This window comes from Streptomyces sp. NBC_00513, assembly GCF_041431415.1.
Taxonomy (GTDB): domain Bacteria; phylum Actinomycetota; class Actinomycetes; order Streptomycetales; family Streptomycetaceae; genus Streptomyces.
The window spans coordinates 6,074,516-6,091,271 of the sequence record NZ_CP107845.1 but is presented as its reverse complement, the minus strand read 5'-3'; the positions used below and the strand labels follow the sequence as shown (position 1 = coordinate 6,091,271).

Below are 16,756 nucleotides of genomic sequence, written 5' to 3'. Positions count from 1 at the left end.
AGTTGCGCATCGCGGAAAGGGTGGCCCTGGGGATGTCCAGCGCCCAGGTTGCCGCCGCGCTGACGCTCTCCAAGGCGACCGTCAACGTCCAGATGTCCGAAGCAACGCGAAGACCGGTGTGGCGACCCGGACCGCGCTCGTGCACGCCTGCTACGTCACCGGCCAGTTGGCCCGTCCTGAACTGGTCACACCGGCACCGGTGGCGACCGAAGTCGAGCGGGGAGATCCCCTGGGGCCGGCCTTGGGCGATTGCATTGGCGGAGACCGGCCGCCGGTGCCACTACTCCGCCGACGTGGTGGAGAAGAAGCTGCGGGCCCTGAGGAAACCGTGGAACGCCTTGAACGATCCCCGCCTCGTCACGCCGGGGTGGCGGTACGGCGTGCTTGACGACTCCTGTGGCTCGGGCGGCCTTGCCACGTCCTCCCCCGCTCGCCGCCGATCCGGGGTTCCGGGGGAATCGACTGCCTCTTCAAGCGAAGGCGGGTGTGCTCGACGGTGACGACTACCCACCCGTGGTGGTGAGTTCGCACATCGCGTTCAGTACCCGTGCGACGTCCACGAGTGAGTCGAGTACGAGATCGGCACCGGCCCGGGTGAGTTCGGCGGTCGTGGTCCTTCCCGAAGCCACGCCGATGACGCGGGCGCCGACTTCGAGTCCCGTGCGAACGTCCTTGAGGGAATCACCGATGATCACGGTGTTCGCGCGATGGAAGGCCGTGCCGTGCTTGGCCTCTGCGCGAGGGCGACGAGCGCCGGCCGGCGGTGGTCGTCGGAGGCGAACCCGCCGATCTCCGCGTCGAGCAGGCCGTCCAGAACATAAGGGTTCTGCCCTGCCTGTACGAGCTCGCCGAGCATGTCTTGAACGTGCTCGTTGCGACGGGTCGACTGGAGTTGCTCGGCGAGGTACCCGACCGTGTGGTCCAGTGCCGCCACCATACGGGCCGAGGTCCAGGGCAAAGTCGGGTCGAGATCAGCGGCCGACCGGTCCGCGGGCCGCTGAGGCGATCTGTCCACTGGCCGTGGGAGTGGTAGCCGCAGGAGCTCGGCGGGGGCGCCGACGCCTGCGAGGAACTCGATGATCTTGTCGATGTTGGTGAGGCGGCGGCGGCCCGATTCCAGCATGGACAAGAACGCCTGACTCAACCCCGTGAGCCGGGCCATGTCCTCCTGGCGCAGTGAGCCTCGCTGCCTGATCAAGCGGCTCGCCTTGCCGAAGTCCAAGGCGGTGAGGGCCTGTTGAACGCCGGCGTCCTGCCACACCCTCTCCGGCACGACGGGTAATGCGGGGGCGGCCTCGATACGGGACCGGGCGCAGGAGGCGCACAGGCCGTCCGGGTTGTACTGGCTGAGCCGGCACCCGCACTGATCGCAGTACCGCAGGGTCTGCTGGGCCATTCCTACCTCCCGAACGAGAACACCCCAGGCCACGGGGCAGCCCCCGCGTAGACCGAGATCACCTCGGTGATATCACTCGCGGAATGTGCCCACCGGGCAATTCCCGGTCAGCCTCGTACCTCAACCAGCCTCTGTCCAAGGGGTATCACTGCCCGAAGCGCGATTCGTCCCGACCTCTCCACCTCTCGCGCCTGTTCGTCTGCGCGTCCTGTCACGAGTCCGGCCGATCGCGAGGTCGGCGAGCCGGGCCGGGGCCCGGTCCCCGCCGAGCAAGGGCTTCGGGAGCGACCTGGCGCCGGGTCGGACCTGGAGGTCACGCGTGGCCGAGGACGTGGCGTACGCGAACGCGATCTGGCGGACGGTCAGGCGGTCGGGGGGCGGGCGGTCGGGTGGTCGGGTGGTCGGGCCGAACTCCGTGCCTGGCCGCGCGCGTGCCACGGCTTCGACGGCATGACACCGAGGGCGGCCCTCCTCGCGACCTTCGCTTGGAACACGTCAGGCGGTCGCAGGGGCCGCGGGGGCCGCGGGTGTCGTGGCCGTCAGCAGTCGGGCGCGCAGCCGGGTCACGGTCCCCGGGGTGATGCCGACGTGGTCCGTGAGATAGGCGATCGGGGAGCCGTGGCGTGCTTTCAGGTCCGCGAGGACGAGTTCCATGACGGTGGACGGGGCGCGCCCGTACGCGGGCCAGCGCATGGTGCGGCCGGGGTGGGCGGTGTGCCAGTCGGCCGTGAGGCGTTCGGTCGCCAGTTCGGTGAGGGCGAAGTCGGCCAGGATCTCTTCCTCGGGCACGTCGAGGAGGATCAGCACGAAGGCCGCGATCAGGCCGGTGCGGTCCTTGCCGGACGTGCAGTGGAAGACGGTCGGTCCCGGTTCGGCGTCGGCGATCAGCTCGATGGCCTGCCGGATCTCCTCGACGCCGTCCTCGGCCACCTCGGCGAAGCGGTCGGCGAGGTAGCGCCAGGGGTCGATGTCGGGGTCGATCTCCGCCTGGTCGTAGGGGCGGTGCTCGATGCTGAGGTTGGCGTACGTGAAGCGGTGCGGCTCGGGCACCCGGCCCTTGGCGTCGGCTTCCCAGGGGTAGCGGAGGTCGATGACGGTACGGATGTCCAGGGCGAGGAACCGGTCCCAGTCGGCGCCCCGGAGTTTGCCGAGCGAGTCGGACCGGTACAGGGCGCCCGGGATGACGGTGCGGCCGTCGGCGGAGCGGTAGCCGCCCAGGTCACGAAAGTTGTGCAGGCGCTCGAACTCGATGTGGCGGACGGTCATTCGGCTGCTCCCTCGGGTGCGGTGGTCTTCCGGCCGCCAGCATGCCTCAGGTGATCGACTCGGGGGCGTGCGGGGTGGCGGGCGTGCCCCGGAACAGGACGGACCAGTGCGGAGGGGTTCCACCGTCATCTCCTGTGCGGAGAGGCCGTGTTCAGCGTCCCGACAGTCCCGGGCGGGGCGGGCCGCCGTAGTAGCGGCGACAGGCGCGCAGCATGCCCTCGGCCGAGAGGGTGAAAACGTCGACGAAGTCCCGTTGTTGGGGGGCGAGTCGGCCCATCGCGACCACGCAGTCCCCGTCGGCGACGATCCTCGTGATGTCGTGACGGGTTCCCGGTACCGGCGGGCACTCCAGATCGGCGCCCAGGGCTCCCGCGTGCAGCAGCGATCCGTAGCCGTCGAGGTCTCCGGTGTCGAGGTAGTGGTAGGCCAGGCGTACGTGGTCGATCCCGGAGTCGGTGACGACGCGGCTGGGCGGCGGGACCCGCCCGGCGTGCCGACTGTTCATTGGGAGGTCCTTTCGTACGGCCGCACCCCGACCGGTGCCGCAGGTCCACGGTGCCCCGGGGCCATAACCCGGTGCTATCCCCGCCCTATCACGGTTCACGCGCACGAAACCCCCACACCATGGACACCGGAGGGGTGTTCGGGGAGACTTGCCCAGCGCTCGACCCGTCCTCAGGCGTTGCCCCAGCTGGGAGACTCATGACTGTTTCGTCCGGCGGGGTGTTCCACACCCCGGACGCGGTGGTTTTCCGGATCCTCGGACCGTTACAGGTGACCGGCCGTGACGGGCCGGTCAGGATTCCCCCCGGGCGGCAGGAAGTCATTCTGGCCGCCCTGCTCCTTGAGGCGAACCGGGTGGTCAGCACCGACTATCTGGTCGATCTGATCTGGGACGACGAACCGCCGGACACGGCGCGCACCCAGGTGCAGATCTGCGTCTCGCGGTTGCGGAAGCTGTTCACGAAGGCGGCCATCGCCGCCGCGATCACCACGCGACCGCCGGGGTACGTGCTGAAGACGGAGGGGGACCTCGTCGACGCGGCGCTGTTCGCCCGCAGGGTCGCGGACGCGCGGACCGCCGCGCGGCAGGGCGCCGTCACCGATTCGGTGGAACTCCTGCGTTCAGCAGGCGAGTTGTGGCAGGGCGACTGCCTGAGTGGGGTGTCGAGCGAGACGTTGCGCAGCAAGGCGCTCCAGTTGGACGAGGAGCGGTTGACGGCCGTGGAGACCCGGATCGAATGGGATCTGGACCTGGGGCGGCACCATCAACTCGTGGGCGAGATCCAGTTGTTGGTACGGGTCCACCCGCTGCGGGAGCGACTGCGCGGGCAGTTGATGCTGGCCCTGTACCGGTCTGGCCGGCAGGCGGAGGCGCTGGAGAGCTACCGCGTGGGGCGCGACCTGCTGGTGGAGGAGCTGGGCCTGGAGCCCGGTGGGGCGCTGCGCCGGCTGGAGCGGGACATCCTGTCGGGTGCCGTTCCCCCGCTGCCGTCGGAGACCGGGCCAGACAGCCCCGCCTCGGCAGCCGCGGGGTTCGACAGACCCGGGCCCGGCCGCGCGCCGGGTGGCGGCACCCTCCCCGGTTCGACCGGAGGCGGGTACGCCGAGCAGCGCCGGGAGCGGGACCGCGCCGACGACGCCGGGGCGACAGCGAGCGCGACCACGCTCGTGGCCGTGACCTCGACTCCCCCGACCGGCCTTGCCCCGCTCGACCTCGGCCCGACCGGACGGAGCCTCGCCGAGGCCGAGCCGACCGGAGCCACGGGGTTCCGCACCGCCACGACGGCTCGCGAGGAGGTTCCACGGCAACTCCCGGCCGACACATCCGACTTCGTCGGTGACGAGCAGCAGATCGCCCTGATCGAGGGGACGTTGCTCGGTGACGGGGACCGGCGGGCGGTGGGGCTCGCGGTGATCGTGGGCAAGCCCGGTACCGGAAAGTCCACGCTCGCCACCCACATTGCACACCGGCTGGGTGAAACCCACTTCCCCGACGGCCAGTTGTACTGCGATCTGCGCGGCACGGGAACTCCGGCCACGTCCGGAGAGGTACTGGGACGGTTCCTGCGCGCGCTCGGCATCCCCGGGCCGGTGATCCCCGAGTCGCAGGACGAACGGGCGGAGATGTACCGGACCCTGCTGGCCGCGCGGCGGGTCCTGGTCGTCCTCGACGACGCGGCGTCCGAGAGTCAGATCCGGCCCCTGCTGCCCGGCAGCAACAGGTGCGCGGTGCTCGTCACCAGTCGGGTCCGCCTGACCGGGCTGCCCGGCGCGCACCGGGTGGAGCTCGACGTGATGGACACCGAGCGGGCGTTGGAACTGTTGGCGCGGGTCGTCGGCGGCGACCGCGTCGGCCGTGAGGCGTCGGCGGCGGAGGCGCTGGTACGGACCGTCGGCGGACTGCCCTTGGCCCTGCGGATCGTCGCGGCCCGGCTCGCGGCCCGACCACACTGGCCGCTGTCCTCGATGGTGCACCGGCTGGCCAACGAACGGCACCGTCTGGACGAGCTGACCCACGGCGAGATGACCATGCGGGCCAGCCTCTGCCTCACCCACGACGGCCTGGCGGCGGAGGACCGGCGGCTGCTGCGCCTGCTGAGCCTGGCACAGGGACCCACCCTGCCGGGTTGGCTGGCGGGGGCACTGCTGGACGATCGAAGCCCGTTCCCCTCGGACCTCCTCGAACCCCTGGTCGACGTACAGATGCTGGACGTCGTCGGCGTGGACTCCACCGGCGGCTTCCGCTACCGCTTCCACGAGATCATCCGGGTCTTCGCGCGGGAGCAGTTGGCCACGCACGACGATCCGGACGCCCAGCAGACGGCCGTCGCCAGGATGCTCGGTGGCTGGCTGTCGCTTGCGGAGCAGGCCCATCGCCGCATCTACGGCGGGGACTTCACGGTGCTGCACGGCACCGCTCCTCGCTGGGAACCGCCGGCCGTGTGCGTGGACGAGCTGCTGGTCGATCCGCTGGAATGGCTCGACAGTGAGCACGCGAACCTGGTGCAGGCCGTCGAGCACGCCGCCCGCGAGCAGCAGGACGAACTGTGCTGGGACCTGGCGACGACCCTGGCCACCCTCTTCGAGGGCCGCGGCTACTTCGACGACTGGGAGCGTACGCACCAACTCGCCCTGGAGTCGGTCCGGTCCGCCGGGAACACGCGCGGCACGGCGGCCCTGCTCGGCTCGCTCGGGGTGCTGTACCTGGGTCGCAGCCAGAACGAGGAGTCCCGCACCGCCTTGACGACGGCGCTCGGGCTGTTCCGGGAGCTCGACGACCGGCAGGGCCTGGCGCTGTGCCACCGCGACCTGGCCCTGCTGGAACGGATGCGGGGCGACGACGACCGCGCGCTCGGCCTGTACGACCGGGCGCTGCGGGATTTCGACCAGGTCGGTGACGTGGTGGGCCGGGCCATCGTCCTGACGCAGAGCGCGCACATCTGGATGCGGCGCGGGCAGGACTCGGCGGCGCAGAGCCGGCTGGACGAGGCACTCGGCATCTACCGGTCCGTGGGCTACACGGGAGGTGAGGCGCGGACCCTGCGCAGGGCGGGGCAGTTGTCGCAGAGCCAGGGTGAACACGAGCGCGCGGTGCGGACGTTCACGGAGGTGCTGGAACTGTGCCGGGCGAGCGGGGACCTGATCGGCGAGGGGCACCTGCTGCGCGACCTGGGACACGCGCACGTGGAGATGGGCCGGGGTGAGGCGGCCCGGGGCTTCTACGCCCAGGCGCTGTCCGTGCGGGACCAGATGATGGACCACGGTGGGGCGGCGCTGGTGCGGCTCGACCTTGCGCGACTGCTGGCCGCGAGCGGGAGCTCCGGGGAACGGTCACGTTCCCGCGAACTGCTGGAGACGGCGGTACGGGCCTTCCGCGAACGCCGGATGACGGTCGAACTCGCCGAGGCGGAAGGGATGCTGGCAGCGGAAGGGATGCCGGGAATCGGCGCGGGTGCGGCTGCCGGCACCGGCAACGGTACGGCGGGAGGCACGGCGGGCGCCACGGCTTCGGGTCCCGGCATCGGGGGCGGTTCCTCGTCCGGGCCGGTGCGCGGGCCGGCGATCACGGCCCTGACGGCTCGGGCGGTGCACGCGCCGGCGGCGGAGTCCGCCGCCGGGGTCTGACCGGCCGTCGTTCCCGAGCGGCGGGGCGTCAGTCCCACGGGTTGGTGTTGGTGGAGGCGCCCGCCGCGGCCGCGGTGTACGAGACGCCGGCGCCGGTCACCGCGGTGAGGCCGGCCGGGTCGGCGGCGTGGGCGGCCTGCGCCCCGAGGGTGGCGACTCCGGCGATGGCGACGGTGACGAGGGCGGCGCGGAAGGCGTGGGTGACGCTCATGTCGGGGTCCTTTCATCGGTGCGCTCCGGTGGTTCCGGGGCGCTTCCTGCTTTCTGGACCTCACGTTAGGAACGGCCGGAATCCCGGGACCGGCCCCGCTCCTATCGCCGCGCTATCACCGTTGACCCGCGCTTTCCCGGCCCCGTGATAGCGGCGCCCGGCCGTCGGACGATGCCCGCGCGATAGCGCGCTGCCGACGATGGGAACAGGAACCGGGCGCTTCGTCCCAGGCCCGCCCGTTCCCCCACCACCGCAGCCGGGAGCGCCCACATGACAGCTCACACGACCGCTCGCAGCGCCACCCACCCGAACCCACACGACGCCCCGTACGGGACGCACGGTGCGCGGGACCCCTTCAGCCCACTCGGCACGCACGAGACCCACGGCACGCACGAGACCCACACCACCCGCGACACCCACAGCGCTCACGGCACCCGCGACACCCACAACGCCCACCACACCGGCGGCACGCCCGACACACGGGAAACCGAGGACGGAGCGGTGCGGGAGGCCTCCCGGGTGGGAGCCCTCATCAGAGGGCACCGGCTGCGCATCGGCATGACCCAGCGGGAGCTGGCCGATCTGTCGACGATCAGCGTGCGGGCCATCCGCGATCTGGAGCAGGGCAAGGCGAGACGGCCGCGCCCCGACACGGTGCGGCTGATGGCGGACGCGCTGCGGCTGGGTCCGCGGGCCCGGGCGGCGCTGGAGGCGGCCGCGCAGCGGGGCCGGCCGGGTGGGCAGGGATGGGCGGAGCCGCCTGCGCCGCCGACCGCGCTGCACGCGATCCTGGGTCGGGACGACGAGGCGGGCGTGCTGGAGCGGGAGTTGGGGTCGGGCGCGGAGCGGCTGGCGCACGTGGTGGGGCTCGCCGGGGTGGGCAAGACCCGGTTGGCGCTGGAGGTGGCGGATCGGTTGCACCGGGCCGGGACGCCGGTGCTGTGGCACGCCTTTCCCGGTGCCACGGCGGACTACCTGACGTGTGGGGAGGGCACGGTGGCGGCCCGGGTGGCGGCCACCGCGGCCCGGCTGTGGGCCGCCCCGGACCCGGCGTCCGCCGTGCGCGCCGCGCACGGTCCCGGGGGCGGGGGCGGGGGCGGGGGCGGCGATCCGGAGGGCGCGGAGGCCGTGTCGGCGCTCGCGGAACTCCTCGGCGACAGGGCCGCGTTACTGGTCCTCGACGGCGCCCCCGCGGATCCTCCCCGGTTCGACCTGTTGACAGCCCTGCTGCGGGCCTGCCCCGGCCTGCGGCTGCTGGTCACCTCGGACCGGCCGTGGGAGATGCCGGGCGAGCGGATCTTCCTGCTCTCCCCGCCGGCGGTGCCGGCCGAGGGAACCGTCGATCGCGCCGCCCCGGCCGTGCGGGTGTTCCTGGACCACGTCCGGCGGGTTCGGCCCGGGTTCGGTGCGACGTCGGCGGATCTGGAGCGGGCGACGTGGATCTGCCGCCGCCTGGACGGCCATCCGGGAGCGCTCGCCGCGGCCGCGTCCTGGCTGGTGCTGTGCGATCTCGACGCCCTGTGCCGGAGCCTGGACGCCGACCCCGCGGCCCTCCTCGACCACCTCGGCGCCGGGGAGGGCACGGGGCGCCTGCGGAGGGCGCTGCACGCACTGACGGACCGGCTCACGCCCGGCGCGCGGGGTCTGTTGGAGGCGCTGTGCGCGGGCGGCGGGCCCGACGACGAGTTCACGCTGACCGGCATCACCGCGCTGACCGGCCGCGACCTGCCGGGCTCCGGACGGCTGCTGCGGGAGCTGCTGATCAGCGGGGCCGTGCGGGTCGCGCACGAGGGCGACGGTTCGCACTTCCGGGTGCTGGGCCTGGTCCGGGCCGCCTGCCGGGCACGGGCGGTCGCCTCCGTCTCCGCCACCTCCTGACTGCTACCGGAGCACCGGCGTATCGGAGCACCGGAGTGCCGGAATGCCCGAATGCCGGAATGCCGGAATGCCGGAGCAACTGCTGCCGGAGTGCCGGAGCAACTGCCGCCCGGGCCGGCGCGCCGCGGGTTGGATGACGTACGGCCGGACGACCACCCGACGACAGCCGATGAGTCCCGACGACCACCCGACAGACCCGGCGCGTGTGGGCGCCCCCGGGCCCGCCAAGGCAACGATCCCTAGGAGCATCCGCATGTCCCCGAAGGCCTCTGAACAGGGCACCGCGCACGGGCCCGCTGCTGTGCGGCTGCCCCTGTCGGCGGCGCAGCGCGACATCTGGATGGCCCATGGGCTGGACGCCACGGGCTGCCGCTACAACATCGGGGAGTACCGGGAGATCCTGGGCGCCCTGGATCCCGAGGCGCTCGCCGGTGCCTGGTACCGACTCGCCCGGGAGGCCGACGTCCTGCGGATCCGGGGTACGGGATCCGACGAGCAGGGCGGTCTGTGGCAGCTCGTCCACCCCGAACCGGTCGGCCGGCGGCTGGAGTTCATGGATCTTGGTGGGGAACCGGATCCCGCCGCGGCGGCCCGCGCGTGGATGGCGGCGGAACTGGCCAGGCCCTTCGACTTGGCCGAGGACTGGTTGACCCGGCACGCCCTCATCCGACTGGGCGGGGAGCGGTGGTTCTACTTCCACGCCTTCCACCACCTCGCGATCGACGGCATGGGTGTGGCCCTGCTCGACCAGCGCCTGGTGGAGCTGTACGCGGCGGTCTCCGCCGGGGAGCCCTGGGGTCCGGGCCCCTTCGGGGCGCTGTCGGACGTACTGGCCGAGGACGCGGCGTACCGGGGCTCCGCGGAGGGGGCTGCCGACCGGGCGCACTGGGCCGCGCACCTCGCCGGCCTGCCGGCGACCCCGCGGCTCGGGGAGGGGCACACCGGCCGTACGGCGCCGGGCGCGCTGCCCTTCGTCCGTCGGACCGTGGTGCTGTCGCCCGATCGGGCCGACCGGTTGCGCGAAGTGGCCCGCGAGCACCGGGCGCCGTGGACGATGCTGGTGATCTCGCTGGTGGCGGCGTACACGCATCGGGTGAGCGGGAGTCCGGAGGCGGTGTTGGGGCTGCCGGTCACGGGCCGACGGACCGAACTCGCGCGGCGCACTCCGGGGATGCTGTCGAACGTGGTCCCGCTGCGGGTGCGGGTCGCGGCCGAGGGGACGCTCGCCGAGCTGTTGGCCTCCGTGGTCGCGGAGACCCGGGAGGGTCTGCGGCACCAGCGCACCCGGTACGAGGACATGTGCCGTGACCTGGGTCTGGGCGAGACGGAGCGGCGGATCACGGCCCCGCTCGTCAACATCATGGCGTTCACGCCGGGGATGCGCTTCTGCGGGTTCCCCACCACTCAGCACAACCTGGGCAACGGGCCCGTCGAGGACCTGGCGGTCGGCGTGTACGACCTCGGTCCGGAGGGCGGGTTGCGCATCGACTTCGACGCGGCGCCCGAGGTGTGCGACATCGAGGCGGTGGCCGGCCATCAGGACCGGTTCCTCCACTTCGTGGAGCAGGCCTTGGACGGCTTCCGACTCCCCTTTTCCCAGGTCGAGTTGTTGGGCGGCGTGGAGCGGCGGCAGGTGGTGGAGGAGTGGACGGGCACCCGTGCGGAGATCGGCGAGGCGACCCTCCCAGACCGCTTCGAGGAGCAGGCACGACTGCGACCCGGGGCCCCGGCGGTGCTCTTCGGCGGCCGGGAACTCACCTACGGCGAACTCAACACCCGCGCCAACCAGCTCGCCCACCACCTCACCACGCAGGGCCTGGGCCGAGGGGACCTGGCCGGCATCCTCCTCGACCGCGGACTCGACTTCGCCATCGCCGTGCTCGCCGTCGTCAAGACCGGCGCCGGCTACGCCCTCCTGGACCCCGAGTTCCCCGACGAACGCCTCACCCGCACCGCACACGACGCCACCATCCGCGTACTCGTCACCGACACCCGACAGGCGGGACGGCTCACGGCGGATGGGGTGGATGGGGCGTGGGTGACGGTGTGCGTCGACGCGGATGGGGCGCTGATCTCCGCTCGGGAGTCCGGGAACCTCGGCGTGGCCCTCGGCCCGACCGACACCGCGTGCGTGATGTTCACCTCGGGATCCACCGGACGCCCCAAGGGCATCCTGTCCACCCACCTCAACCTGGTCTCCACCCTCACCGCCCAGACCTACGCCCAGTTCGGCCCCGACGAAGTCTTCCTCCAGTGCTCACCCGTCTCCTGGGACGCCTTCAGCCTCGAATTCTGGGGAGCACTGCTCCACGGCGGAAGCACCGTCCTCCAACCCGGCCAACGCCCCGACCCCGCCGTCATCTCGGCACTCTCCCGGCAACACGCCGTCACCATGCTCCAACTCTCCTCCATTCTCTGCACCAAGTCAAGAAGGACCTGTCCAGTCCCCCAGGAAGATGAGCGGAGGCAGCCTGGGCGCTCGGCCCTTGACGTGCCTCCGGTCACTCGTAACTGCCGGCGAGCAGTGCGACCAACGACCCGCTGGAAGCGAGCTTCTGCCGCGCATTGCCGATGTGGGTGGCGACCGTCGACATGGTGAGCCCCATCTCCGCGGCGATCTCCGAGTGCTTCATGCCAAAGGCCACGAGAAGGACTGCACGACGCTGCTGATAGGAAAGGTTCTCTCGGAGGACCTCATCCAAGTCGGCGTAGAACCCATCGTAGAAGTCGACGTTGAAGCCTTCGTTCGGAGCACGGATCGCGCTCAGCGACTCGTGTTCGACTGGAACCACTAGGCGGTTCGACGGCCTGCGGTAGTAGTCGATCCGGCGGTGGCGAGCGGCCGTCCGAACGTAGGCGCGAGTATGTACCGCCTCCTTCACCTCGTCCCACTTTTCGTTGAACGAGAGGAAGAGTTCCTGAGCGATGTCGCGTGCGTCGCTCTCCTGAGTCCTCTGCGCCATGAGGTATGCGACGACGGCCTCGAACTGGTCAGCGTAAAACTCCGCGAAGCCGTGGCCCCACGACCGGTGACGGTCGTGGGGCGAATAGGCATCTGACTGGTCAGGCACCCTCATGGGTGTCCCGCTCGGGCTGACGCGCGTCCTGTTCCTCCGCTTCGCGTCGACGCTGTCGGCCCTGGCCGGGGTCGCGGTGGTTCCGGCGAGCCCCGCGCTCGCCCGGCCCGGCGGCCGGACGCCCCTCACCCGGACTGCGGGTGGGGGGCCGGTTGTCACGGACGGGCGGCTGTCGATCCTGGCCGCTGGCGGGTCGCCGCCGGGTCACATTGTGAGTGTCCTCGTCGTCGTGCGCCTTGCGCCCGAGACGGAGCTCGATGAAGTCGAGGGCCTGCAGCTTGCGCTTCACGGCGATGGCGCCCGTCACGACGAGCTGGATCCCGAGGGCCCAGATGGCCCACGCCTGGACGCGCTCGGTGTCGGAGCCCCAGCCGGTGCCGGCCTCGGCGAAGTGCTGGATCGCCTCAGTCGCCACGACGATTGAGGAGAGGCTCCAGCGCTTGAAGCGGTTCACGAGCCCCACCGCGGCGGCGGGGCTGTTGCTGTCCGAACTCATGATCATCCCAGAGGTGTGAGTGGTGGGTGATCCCTGGTGAGGTCCGGGCGGGCCTCTTCGAGATCACCAATCATGTTCTCCAGAAAGCCCCGCCAGGACCATACGCAAAGAGAGAACGCGACCACCCTCTGTTATGGGGCAGCAAAAATACGCCTGCGTCTACTAGCGACGAGGCGTAACCGTTCGGTATGGGCTAGCCGAGTGGCCCGACTGTTGGTATCTCTTTGCCCGGAGCCAACAGTCGGACCAGCACGACGTGTTCTGTTCGAACCGGCACCTCTGGGAAGACGCGCCTACTCTCTATACGGATCTCGAGCCCTGTTTTCTTGATGTCTCTCCAAGATTTCTTGGAGAGACCCTTGCTCAAGATCACTCCTCAGCGACTCAAAGCCGCCTGACCAGCAGCGATGGAGCTCAGGTGAAGTCGCTGTCCATCGTTTTGCATGTCAGAAGGAGCGACTTGTCCGTAGCTCTTCTTCGGGCCCGCGACAGACCGTTCTGACGTTCTGACCTGCAACTTTCCTGGGACGTCACCATCCCAGGAGCCGTGCGACCTCGCCCAGGTCTGAGTAGCTGGCCGACGGTGGTAGCTGGCGGGCAGGACAGGCGGCTCAACCCTTCCGTCACCGGATCATGATGTTGGGCGACTGGTCGGGATTCCGAGGGCCACAGGTGTCCGCCGAGTGAGGCGTGCGGCATCGGCCTGCTTGGTTCGAACGAAGGTCAAGGTCATGTCGATGCCTTCGATCTCGCCGAGCCATTGCTCTTCCTCGGCGCGCTTGCGTCGAAGGAGCAGGTCCTTCTCGATCTCAGCGAGCCGGGGCAGCATCTTGGGGTTGACCTGCAGCATTGGGCAGCGGATGCAGGCGTGCTCGTGCTGGCAGGGTGATCCATAAGGTCGAGCACAGTTGCCCAGCTCGACCTTGCGCTTGTCGAAGTGCTCCTCGAAATCGGCCCACTCCTCTGGCGTGACGTCGACGTACTCGCCCTCGGGTCGCTGGGCCCGGCGATGGTTCAGGAACTCTTGGTAGTGCTGAACGATGTCCTCAGCGAAGACCGCGACGTAACCCTGAGTGGTCTGGAGATTCAGGTGGCCGAGTAGGGCGGCACCGATGTGGATCGGCAGCCCTCCGTTGACGATCTCCGTGGCGAAGAGCCTTCGGAAGTCGTGCGGAGTGAACTTGGTGCCAGCGAACGCCGCGTTCGTCTCAGCGATCTGCTTGCAGCTGCGACTGAGCATGCCCAGGACCGTGGTCGGTGCCAGGACGCCGCGGAGGGTGCCGATCTGCCGCTGGAAGAGGAAGGGCATCGGCTCTGACCAGGTCTTCTCGTGTCCGTCGTAGCGCGTCACGAGCGGAATCGCCTGGCCGTCACGTGTCTGCCGGCGAATGATCTGGGCGATGGCGTGGAAGAGCTCGGCCGACATCGGGATGACCCGCTCGCGCTCGCTCTTGGAGGGTGCGACGACCAGCAGGGCGATGACCTCGCCGTTGGGACGCTGGTATTGGCGAATGCTGAGGTGGGTCAGCTCCACGAGCTCCTCGATGCGAATGCCGCTGTGCCGCAGGATCTCGACGGCCGCCCACTCCCAGAACGCCGAGTCCTCAGCCAACGTCACGTTGATCACCTCCCCGTTGTCCTGCGCGATGACGCGGACGGACGACTCGGCATGGCTCTTGGCCCGACGTTGATCCTCGCGGGACTGGCTGCGGCGGTAGGTGCGCCCTTGGTGCTCGAAGATCTCGCCCAGCGGAAGGGGACCTGCGGCGTCCAGGAGGCTGACCAGATGCTCGTAGCGGGCCTCGACGTGGTTAACGAGGACCGGCAGCAAGGGCTGACGGACCCGGGTCCGATCGGCCATCCGCTGGCTGACCTCGCGCCGGCGCTTACCGAACCCCTTGAGGTCCCTGGGCAAGATGGGGCAGGGGGTTACCCACTGAGCCCACCGCTCCGGCTCGGCGATCGCCCAGCTGTGGAGATCGATGTAGAGGCCGCGGACGGACAGAAGGACGGAGGCGGCGTCCTTGCGGATCCGGGTCCGGTCCGTCTTCCCGTCCTTCCGCCAGTACTGAAGCTCGGCCCGCCACTGGTCGTAGAGGTCCTGGCCCAGGTCCAGGTCCTTCTGGTCAGGGTTGAGTTGCTCGACGACGGACCAGAACGTGCTGGCCAGGTGGCGTGCGAGCCCAGCGAGGGTGATGTAGTCGGTGTCCGATTTGCGACGGACGAGGTAGTCAATCAGCAGCTGGCGGATGCCGGCGTTGTTGATGCCGTACTGGTCGACGAGTTCCTCGACGCTCCGCTGCCCGTTGTAGATGAACGTCCGCAGAGTGGGGGCGGTCCCGGGCGGGAAATGGCCCATCTTGTGCAGGACCTCCCAGGCGCCCAGGGCGGCGAACCGGGTGGTGTCCTTGTTCGCGCCGTGGGTCAGGCCCAGCCGCTTGTTCTCCAGCGAGTAGTGCAGCAGGGCCGCCGGGGTCAGATCGACCAGGTCGATGCCCTGCGTCGTGAGAGCGCAGGCGATGTCGAACTTCGCCCGATGCCGGTGGACCGCTCTGAGTTGCTGCTGGGCATCAGCCATCGCGAAGGCCGCTTCGAGTTGGGGGTCTTTCCGGACCTTCTGAAAGAAGTCGGCGTATTCGAGGAACGTGTTCGCCCGGAAGCCTGAAAGCGAGGGCTGGATGCCGCGGGCAACGAACATCATCTTCAGGGCCGAGACCACGGTGCTGCCTTCGTCGCGGACTTCAGGCCGGCCCAAGGTGTTGACCGAGGGGGCGTTCGCCGCGTTGAAGCCGCTGGCCTCCCAGCGGTCCTGCCAAGTGTTCCCCGGCAGGGTCTCAAGGTGGGAGAACAGCAACCTGATGCCTGTTTGACGTCTCGCGACCACTGGCCGGCTCTGGCCCGGCAGCAGGTCGCCGGACAGATCACAGAGCTCGGCGATGGTGGCCGTCGACAGGTCCCCGAAGGGCGCCGGCGGCTCCGCGGGCCGCGGTGCCGGAGCGGCCTTCACTGCGGCGCTGGCAAACCGGGTCGGCCCCTTCTGCCTGGGGACCTCCTCGTAGTTCTGGCGCCGGTTGCGGACCGTATAGGTGTCGACCGTCGCGCGGTTAGCCACCGAACACCGCCTTGATGTCCTCTGCGTCGTAGCCAGCCGTGAATGTTCGCTGGATGCGGGGCCGGTTGTAGTGCGCCTGCAGGGCGTCGAAGAGGTCCTCAACCCGAGCGTTCAGGTAGCGGCCGGTGGTTGCCAGATCGCTGTGCCGCAGGATCGCGCGGACCTGGGCGAGCGTGAGGTTGGGGTCGTTCGCCATCCGGTTCGCGGCTGTGTGCCGAAGGTCGTGGAGGGTCCAGTTCGTGGCGAGCTTGTCGTTCGCGCGCTGGATCACCCGGCGCATCGCCCAGTACGTCAGCGGCCGGTCCGGGCCCCGCCGGGTGCGGAGGATCGGCTCGTGGACCGACGGCAGCCCGATGTGGTCGAGGTAGGCGGCCAGGACCGTGAGCGCTTGCGGGCTGACCGGGACCGCCTCGCGGTCGGTGGTGCCCTTGGTAACCACCCAGATCAGTTGCTTGGGCCAGTCGATGTCGCCCGGCGTGACGCCCAGCAGTTCACTGGCCCGCGAGCCGCTGGAGACATAGAGCAGGATGGCAGCCCGGTCCCGGTCACAGGTCATGACCTCGAAGAACTCGTCCCACATCGCGTCAGGAATCGCCCGGGGGTCAGTCTGCCGGACGCGCTGTCGCAGTCGCGCCCGCCGGAACTGCGGGACCTCGCTGTCCGGGGCACGGTGCCCGAGCGCCCTCCGCTGAGCCCGGGACTCGGGCACCGGGTTGACCAGCGGGCCCCGGCCGTAGTGCCGGTGGTAGGCGTAAAAGCTGCTGACCACGGTCAGGCAGTGGTTGATCGTCGCCGGCGCGTATCCGGCCCTGAGGTAGGGCTTGCCAGTACGGAGATTCACCGAGCCTGGCTGCGGCGAGTCGGGCTTCCGGCGCTGACGCTGCGGATTGGGGGCAACACGCAGCCAGCCGACCAGCGCGGACGCCTCCGCCTCAGTCGCGCGGTCCCACTGGACTCCGAGGAACCACAGCAGCCTGAACCAGCGCTGGAGGTCGTACGCATAGCTCTTGACGGTCAACGGCCGGTTGTCGTCCAGGGTCAGACCCCGCAGGTACGGGACGACGCAAGCGACCGGAATACCGTCAGGCCCGAGAACGGCGTACCGGGGTATGGATTCCAGCTCGACGACCGAGCCGACACGGGGCACATCAGCCCGGCCCTCGATCAGCTGGCGATGCAGGTCTTGCAACAC

Annotated in this window: 12 protein-coding genes; 3 read left to right on the top strand and 9 right to left on the bottom strand. The window is 70.2% G+C overall.

Translation table 11 applies throughout. The annotated features are described in order from the left end of the window. Positions 1-503 precede the first annotated feature (503 nt). From OHA84_RS27865 to OHA84_RS27850, 4 genes are all read right to left on the bottom strand, one after another. On the bottom strand, positions 504-695 hold the full coding sequence (locus OHA84_RS27865; RefSeq protein WP_266969262.1) for an HAD family hydrolase: 192 nt from the start codon (positions 693-695) through the stop codon (positions 504-506). Beyond that, on the bottom strand, positions 692-1,396 hold the full coding sequence (locus tag OHA84_RS27860) for a helix-turn-helix domain-containing protein (protein ID WP_266969264.1): 705 nt from the start codon (positions 1,394-1,396) through the stop codon (positions 692-694). The genes OHA84_RS27865 and OHA84_RS27860 overlap by 4 nt, the downstream gene beginning before the upstream one ends. 495 nt (positions 1,397-1,891) lie before the next feature. Next, positions 1,892-2,662, bottom strand: coding sequence for a tyrosine-protein phosphatase (locus OHA84_RS27855; RefSeq protein WP_266969266.1), 771 nt, complete (start codon positions 2,660-2,662; stop codon positions 1,892-1,894). Positions 2,663-2,813: 151 nt separating this feature from the next. After that, positions 2,814-3,167: a hypothetical protein gene (locus tag OHA84_RS27850; RefSeq protein WP_053676742.1), complete on the bottom strand. Its 354-nt coding sequence runs from the start codon at positions 3,165-3,167 to the stop codon at positions 2,814-2,816. A gap of 197 nt (positions 3,168-3,364) precedes the next feature. Between OHA84_RS27850 and OHA84_RS27845 the strand changes: the two genes are divergently transcribed. Beyond that, positions 3,365-6,790: a BTAD domain-containing putative transcriptional regulator gene (locus OHA84_RS27845; RefSeq protein ID WP_266969268.1), complete on the top strand. Its 3,426-nt coding sequence runs from the start codon at positions 3,365-3,367 to the stop codon at positions 6,788-6,790. 28 nt (positions 6,791-6,818) lie between these two features. Here OHA84_RS27845 and OHA84_RS27840 read toward each other — a convergent pair whose 3' ends face one another. Next, positions 6,819-7,001, bottom strand: coding sequence for a hypothetical protein (locus OHA84_RS27840; RefSeq protein ID WP_266969270.1), 183 nt, complete (start codon positions 6,999-7,001; stop codon positions 6,819-6,821). A 270-nt stretch (positions 7,002-7,271) separates the two neighbouring features. Here OHA84_RS27840 and OHA84_RS27835 point away from each other — a divergent pair, with 270 nt between their 5' ends. Together OHA84_RS27835 and OHA84_RS27830 are read left to right on the top strand one after the other, a co-directional pair. Next, positions 7,272-8,879, top strand: a complete 1,608-nt coding sequence (locus OHA84_RS27835) for a helix-turn-helix domain-containing protein (protein WP_266969272.1) — start codon at positions 7,272-7,274, stop codon at positions 8,877-8,879. Between the two features lie 253 nt (positions 8,880-9,132). Then, entirely contained in the window at positions 9,133-11,478 is a 2,346-nt protein-coding gene (locus OHA84_RS27830) for a condensation domain-containing protein (protein WP_266969274.1), read from the top strand. On the opposite strand, the gene OHA84_RS27825 is transcribed toward OHA84_RS27830, so the two are convergent. The 4 genes from OHA84_RS27825 to OHA84_RS27810 form a co-directional block, all read right to left on the bottom strand. Further along, complete coding sequence (locus OHA84_RS27825; protein WP_266969276.1) at positions 11,381-11,950, bottom strand: RNA polymerase sigma factor; 570 nt, start codon at positions 11,948-11,950, stop codon at positions 11,381-11,383. The two genes, OHA84_RS27830 and OHA84_RS27825, sit on opposite strands and share 98 nt — an antisense overlap. Beyond that, positions 11,943-12,452 carry a hypothetical protein gene (locus OHA84_RS27820; protein ID WP_266969278.1) on the bottom strand — a complete coding sequence of 170 codons (510 nt, stop codon included), beginning with the start codon at positions 12,450-12,452 and terminating at the stop codon, positions 11,943-11,945. The genes OHA84_RS27825 and OHA84_RS27820 overlap by 8 nt, the downstream gene beginning before the upstream one ends. A gap of 631 nt (positions 12,453-13,083) precedes the next feature. Next, on the bottom strand, positions 13,084-15,564 hold the full coding sequence (locus OHA84_RS27815) for a site-specific integrase (protein ID WP_266969280.1): 2,481 nt from the start codon (positions 15,562-15,564) through the stop codon (positions 13,084-13,086). After that, on the bottom strand, positions 15,557-16,753 hold the full coding sequence (locus OHA84_RS27810) for a site-specific integrase (protein WP_266969282.1): 1,197 nt from the start codon (positions 16,751-16,753) through the stop codon (positions 15,557-15,559). The genes OHA84_RS27815 and OHA84_RS27810 overlap by 8 nt, the downstream gene beginning before the upstream one ends. Positions 16,754-16,756: the final 3 nt, after the last annotated feature.